This is a genomic window from Mesorhizobium sp. M1A.F.Ca.IN.020.06.1.1, assembly GCF_004023265.1.
Lineage (GTDB): Bacteria > Pseudomonadota > Alphaproteobacteria > Rhizobiales > Rhizobiaceae > Mesorhizobium.
Window position 1 is genome coordinate 1 of record NZ_RZSR01000289.1, and the last position, 6,154, is coordinate 6,154.

The 6,154-nt window shown below is 64.1% G+C and carries 6 protein-coding genes; 3 read left to right on the forward strand and 3 right to left on the reverse strand.

The features are described 5' to 3' along the window. Positions 1-200 (forward strand): hypothetical protein (locus tag EOA60_RS38245; protein WP_206628139.1); only part of this gene is annotated, 200 nt, incomplete at its 5' end. Positions 201-248: 48 nt separating this feature from the next. Here the strand turns inward: EOA60_RS38245 and EOA60_RS14805 are convergent. Both EOA60_RS14805 and EOA60_RS38995 read right to left on the reverse strand, forming a co-directional pair. Then, complete coding sequence (locus tag EOA60_RS14805; RefSeq protein WP_127246928.1) at positions 249-1,487, reverse strand: MFS transporter; 1,239 nt, start codon at positions 1,485-1,487, stop codon at positions 249-251. Positions 1,488-1,616: 129 nt separating this feature from the next. Next, positions 1,617-2,105 carry an MFS transporter gene (locus EOA60_RS38995; RefSeq protein WP_245322392.1) on the reverse strand — a complete coding sequence of 163 codons (489 nt, stop codon included), beginning with the start codon at positions 2,103-2,105 and terminating at the stop codon, positions 1,617-1,619. Between EOA60_RS38995 and EOA60_RS39000 the strand changes: the two genes are divergently transcribed. Together EOA60_RS39000 and aspS are read left to right on the forward strand one after the other, a co-directional pair. Continuing rightward, positions 1,990-2,850, forward strand: coding sequence for a DeoR/GlpR family DNA-binding transcription regulator (locus EOA60_RS39000; protein WP_245322381.1), 861 nt, complete (start codon positions 1,990-1,992; stop codon positions 2,848-2,850). The genes EOA60_RS38995 and EOA60_RS39000 overlap by 116 nt on opposite strands. Before the next feature lie 118 nt (positions 2,851-2,968). Further along, on the forward strand, positions 2,969-4,756 hold the full coding sequence (gene aspS, locus EOA60_RS14820) for an aspartate--tRNA ligase (protein ID WP_067329976.1): 1,788 nt from the start codon (positions 2,969-2,971) through the stop codon (positions 4,754-4,756). 310 nt (positions 4,757-5,066) lie between these two features. Here the strand turns inward: aspS and EOA60_RS14830 are convergent. Continuing rightward, the coding region (locus EOA60_RS14830; RefSeq protein ID WP_128311543.1) for a hypothetical protein at positions 5,067-6,154 on the reverse strand (1,088 nt) is incomplete at its 5' end.

The following is a 6,154-nucleotide window of genomic DNA, read 5'->3' on the forward strand; positions in this document are numbered from 1 at the left end:
GTGTCGACGGTTACGAATTCGGACTTTTCGAACGCCGCGATGACGCTCTCGAGTTCTTTCTGGGTGGTGATGACGTGCATCAATTCGCTTTTGGCATCATATCAGGCCTCTTCAATTTCAGCCGCAAGCGCTTTCGTCAAGCCGCAGTTAGAGCAATTCCAGGAAAAGTGACGAACAGTTTTCCGTCCGTAATTGCGTAAAATCAAAGAGATAGAGCGGTTCGGCGTGTCCGCGAAACGCTGAAACGCCTAATCCTGCTTGTCTGAATCGCCACCCCGCCGCGCCAGCCGCGCGAATAGCGTCGACGTGCGCAAAAGCGCGGTGAAGCGGCTGCGGCTGCCGGCCGGCACACTCGACCGCACCTGCATGCGGTAGAGGATCACAATGATGAGAACGGCATAGACGAGGGCGTTGAAAACGAACAGCGCGCTCGGCCCGAAATGTTGCATCACCGCCGAGGCCGCAATCGGACCGCCGATCGCGCCGAAGGAGTAGAACAGCATCAACGCCGCGTTGATCAGCACGAACTCACCTTTGCCGGCGCGGTCGTTGGCATGCGCGGCCGATAGTGAATAGAGCGGCATGGCGAAGCTGCCGAAGATGAAAACGATGATGAAGTTGAGGAACGGGTCGGCGCGCGCCACGAAGGCCAGCGCCAGCGCAGCAAGCAATGCGCAGCACGTCGTCGCCAACAGCACCGAGCGCCGGTCTCGGCGGTCGGAGAGATAGCCAAGCGGATATTGGATGAGGGCGCCTCCAAAAATGCCGACGCTGACGAAGGTCACGACATCGGCAACCGACATGCCGATCTCCTCGGCATAGACCGGCGACAGCGTGCGAAAGGCGCTGTTTGTGAGGCCGACGGCGATGCAGCCGATCGAGCCGAGCGGCGAGATCCGCCAGACGCGCGGCAGGTCGAGCTTGACGTCTTCCGGAGGCGCCGGGTTCGAGCGGTCCCCGAGCGAGACCGGCACCAGCGAAAAGGTGATCATCATCGACATGACGGCGAAGATGGCGAAACCGCCGGCGCCGAAGATCGGAATCAGGAATTGCGCGCCGGTAACGGAGCCGATGTCGACCATGCGATATATGGCAAGCACCCGCGCGCGATCCTTGTTGCCGACGCCGGAATTCAGCCAGGCTTCCATGACGGTGAACAGGCCGGCAAAGCAGAAGCCGCCGGCAAAGCGCACCGCGCACCACATGACGGGGTCGATGACGAGCACCAGAAGCAGCGTGCCGACCGAGGCGATCGCGGCCAGCGCGGCAAAAGTCCGGACGTGGCCGACCGCCTTCAGGATACGCGTGACGGCTAGGCAGCCGAGCAGGAAACCGGCGAAATAGAACGTGCCCATCAGGCCGATATCGGAAGCGGAAAAGCCTTCCTGCGCGCCGCGCAAGGCAATCAGCGTGCCCTGCAGCCCGTTGCCGCCAAGCAGGATGCCGGCGGCAATCAGGAGCGGAATAAGCGGACGGATGGACGACATTAAAGAGAGGCAATCACGGATCTGTGACCTCTTCTTGGACCATAGATCCTGTCAACGCCAGCCGCAAATGCAACTTCACATCCTTGCACCCGGCCGAGGAGATGGGCTGCCAATTGGGGTAGGGGTGTCCTAAGCCTTGCCGGCCCGTATTTCTATCTCCAGCTCGACCGTAGCAGGTGTCTTGCCCGGAAACGCATGGATGTTCTCCACGGCCGGCCTCCGGCCAAGTGAACCTACCGTCAGCAGGCTGAGCGCGATGAAGGGGATGCCGATGCCATAGGCGGAGCGGATGCCCCAATGGTCCGATACGAAGCCGAGCAGCGGCGGGCCGAGCAGGAAAGCGATGAAGGAAATCTGTGAGAGCGCCGCGACGTTGATCGCCGCCGGGCGATCCGTCCGTTGCGCGGCGGCGGAGATCGCCAGCGGGAAGAGGGCGCTGCTGCCGATGCCCAACAGGGCAAAGCCAAACATCGAAACGGCCGGCAGCGGCGAGAAGAAGACGATGAGCACGCCGGCCGCCATCGCTGCCAAGAGCACGCGCGCGACCCCGCTTGGCGAGTGGCGGTCGACGAAGGAGTCGGCGAAAAGGCGTGTGGTTGCCTGCGAGAAGGCAAACAGCGCCACGGTCAAGCCCGGCGACGAAGGGGCCGGAGTCGAAGACGGTGCGCATGTAGATCGCCGACCAGTCGATGCTGGCGCCTTCGAGGAGCATCGCCGAAAGCGTCACGGCGACCAGGACCAGGATCGGCAATGTCGGCCGCGCGAACATCGGCGCCTTGTCGCCGGAGCTGGCGAAGCGGGCGGGCGCCGGCTCGAAGCCGCCGAGAAACAGGGCCGTTGCAATGGTCACCATCGGCACCACCAGCGCCAGATGCAGCTGCGGCGACAGGCCGAGATGCGCCATGGCGCCGCCGAACAGCCCGGCGCCGAAGAAGCCCGCGCTCCAGAGCTGACGGTCGCTACCAATTCGCCGGGCGTCGCATCGGCACTCGCCGATCTGCCCCTGGTCGAGCTGTTTGTGCTGGGCGGCAGGTATGTCCGCGACCTCGGCACCTGTGTCGGCGGCGATACGCTGGCCGCCGTGGCGCAGCTTGGCGCCGATCTGTTCTTCCTTGGCTCCTGCGGCCTCGATGCCTCGCGTGGCGTCACCGCCTTCGATTCGGCGGAAGCGGAGGTCAAGCGCGCCATGGCCGGGAATAGCGCCGGCATCGTGATCGTCGTCACCAACGACAAGCTCGCCACCGCGGCGCCTTATCGCGTCGCCGCGCCCGACGCGATAAGCCATCTGGTGGTGGACAAGACGGCGCCTTCACCCATCCTTGCCGATTTCGAGCGCCTGGGTGCCGAAATCCACTTTGCCTGACCTGGGGCACCGCGCCTGCGTGTGACCGCTTGCCTTGACAAAGCCGGCCTCTCATGCGCTTTTCGCGCCAATTTTCGAGCCGGGCTTTCGCCCGCAATTCCGGACTCCACCAATGACAATGCATCGTTACCGCAGCCACACCTGTGCCCAATTGAGAAAGACCGACGTCGGCAATTCGGTCCGCCTGTCCGGCTGGGTGCATCGCGTGCGCGACCATGGCGGGCTGCTCTTCATCGATCTGCGCGACCATTACGGCCTGACCCAGATCGTCGCCGACCCGGACTCGCCGGCCTTCAAGGTCGCCGAGACGGTGCGCGGCGAATGGGTGATCCGCATCGACGGCGAGGTCAAGGCGCGCCTGCCGGAGACCGTCAACGCCAATTTGCCGACTGGCGAGATCGAGATTTTCGCGCGCGAGATCGAAGTGCTCTCGGCGGCCAAGGAGCTGCCGCTGCCGGTGTTCGGCGAGCCTGAATACCCCGAGGACATCCGCCTGAAATACCGCTTCCTCGACCTGCGCCGCGAGACGCTGCACAGGAACATCGTTGCGCGCACCAAGATCATCGCCGAGATGCGCAAGCGCATGGGCGAGGTCGGTTTCACCGAATTCTCGACGCCGATCCTGACCGCCTCGTCGCCCGAAGGCGCGCGCGACTTCCTGGTGCCGTCGCGCATCCATCCCGGCACCTTCTATGCCCTGCCGCAGGCGCCGCAGCAGTACAAGCAGCTGATCATGGTCTCCGGCTTCGACCGCTACTTCCAGATCGCGCCCTGCTTCCGTGACGAGGATCCGCGCGCCGACCGCCTGCCCGGCGAGTTCTACCAGCTCGACCTCGAGATGAGCTTCGTCGAGCAGGATGACGTGCTCTCCACCATGGAGCCGGTGCTTCGCGGCGTCTTCGAGACCTTTGCCGCCGGCAAGCCGGTGACTCAGCAATTCCGCCGCATTCCCTTCGACGAGGCGATGCGGACCTACGGCACCGACAAGCCGGACCTGCGCAACCCGATCGAGATGCAGGCGGTCTCGGATCATTTCCGCGATTCCGGCTTCAAGGTCTTCGCCAACATCCTGGCCAACGATCCGAAGGCCGAAGTCTGGGCTATCCCCGCCAAGACCGGCGGCAGCCGCGCCTTCTGCGATCGCATGAACTCCTGGGCGCAGGGCGAGGGCCAGCCAGGCCTCGGATACATCTTCTGGCGCAAGGAGGGCGACAAGCTCGAAGGCGCCGGACCGATCGCCAAGAACATCGGTGAGGAACGCACCGAGGCGGTGCGCCAGCAGCTTGGCCTTGCCGATGGCGATGCCGCCTTCTTCGTCGCCGGCGACCCGAAGAAGTTCGTTTCCTTCGCGGGCGCCGCGCGCACCCGCGCCGGCGAGGAATTGAACCTCGTCGACCGCGATCGCTTCGAGCTCTGCTGGATCGTCGACTTCCCGTTCTTCGAATGGAACGAGGACGAGAAGAAGATCGACTTCGCCCACAATCCGTTCTCCATGCCGCAGGGCGGCATCGACGCGCTCGGCGGTCAGGAGCCGCTGGGCATCAAGGCGTTCCAATACGACATGGTCTGCAACGGTTTCGAGATCGCTTCCGGCGGCATCCGCAACCACCTGCCGGAGACCATGGTCAAGGCCTTCGAGATGGTCGGCCTCGATCGCCAGACGGTCGAGGAGCGCTTCGGCGGCCTCTACCGCGCCTTCCAGTATGGCGCGCCGCCGCATGGCGGCATGGCGGCCGGCATCGACCGCATCGTCATGCTTTTGGTCGGCGCCAAGAACCTGCGCGAGGTGACCATGTTCCCGATGAACCAGCAGGCCTATGACCTGCTGATGAACGCCCCTTCGGAGGCCACCCCGCAGCAGCTTCGGGAGCTGTCGCTGCGCGTCGCCGTCGCGAAGAAGGACTGACGCGGGGGCTCATCCTGAATCGATGGTGGCCCCGGGAGCGATTGGCGGCTGGCCATCGCTCCTAGAGCCATTTTCTCAAGGATTGGGTCAGAGCGTGTGGGCAACCGCCCGGATTTCAACCAATTGCTGCGGGAATGCCAAACCCGAGACCCCGAGGAGGGTCACGGCGGGCCGGTGTGGTCCGACATACTCTTTGTAAAGAGCGACGAACGCCTTCGTCGAGGAGGTCAGGCCCTGATCGTAGGAAAACGGCGATCCGGATCATCCGAACCGCCGTTGGATAATGCTGGCAGGTGCGAGGCGCCCCCGATCAGTCCTCGTTCGCCTTGACCTTCACGCCCAGCGTCTTCGGCAGGTCGAGCGGGTTGGACATGGCGCCGGCCATGATCAGCGCGAACGGCACCGACGCCGGCGGTTCGGCCGAGATCTCTAGGCTCTTGGGGTCGTCGAGGAACTTGTTGACCGCGGCCGATACCTCGGCCGTCAGTTCGGGATTGTTGAGCTGCGCCATGCCGAACGGCACGATCGCCTTGGCCTGGTTGGCGACGTCCTTGCCGGACATGCCCTGCTGCTTGCCGACATAGTCGAGCACCTTGCCGGTCAGCGAATCGTCGTCGAAGCGCACCGAGGCGCCGTTGAAGGACAGCTGCTGCAAGAGGCCGAGCATGGCCATGCCCTGCGCGGAATTGTCGGCACCCTCCGGCTGTGCGGCGAACTTCTTTTGCATCTCCTGCATCGACTTGATGAAGTCGAGGGTGTAGCCGCCGAGATTGAAGGTCATGCCGAGCGTGCCGGCATTCTCGACCGAGATGTCGTATTTCGACAGCTCCATCTTGCCGTCGCTGGGCTGCCAGGTGCCGGCCATCGAGACCGTACCGGAGATATTCTGGTAGCCGAGCGCTTGGATCGCCTCCTTCGACTTCGGGTCCTCGACCAGTGTCAGGTCGGCGTTGAACTTTTCCGTGTTGGCGGTGAAGTCCATCGCCTTGCCGTCGGCCGGCGGGGTGATCTGGACGGCCAGCCCGTCCATCGAGAAGGCCGTCTTGTCGCCGACCTTGACGGTCATGTTGGAGAGCTCGGCCGACTTGTACATCATCAGCGAGCCGAGCGGGTCGGTGCTGCCTTCGGCCGGCACCTTCATGCCGTGAATGACAACGGGGCTGAGGTTGAGCGTCACGCCGTCCTGGCTGCGCTCGAATGCCGAGCTCGAGACGGTCGCGATCTCGAAGCCGCCATTGGCCTCGGTGATGCCCTCCAGCTTCACGTCGCCGATCGGCAGGGCTTCCTTCTCGGCTGCCGGCTTGATGGACACGCCCTGCAGCACCGCGTTCGAATTGTCGCCGGAGACGCCGGTCCAGGAAATGTCGACGCCCTGGGCGGCAAGGGCCGCCTTGACGC

Coding starts and splice junctions, on each gene's coding strand:
- EOA60_RS14805 (WP_127246928.1), bottom strand. CDS start 1,487: ATGTCGTCCATCCGTCCGCTTATTCCGCTCCTGATTGCCGCCGGCATC.
- EOA60_RS39000 (WP_245322381.1), top strand. CDS start 1,990: ATGAGCACGCCGGCCGCCATCGCTGCCAAGAGCACGCGCGCGACCCCG.
- aspS (WP_067329976.1), top strand. CDS start 2,969: ATGCATCGTTACCGCAGCCACACCTGTGCCCAATTGAGAAAGACCGAC.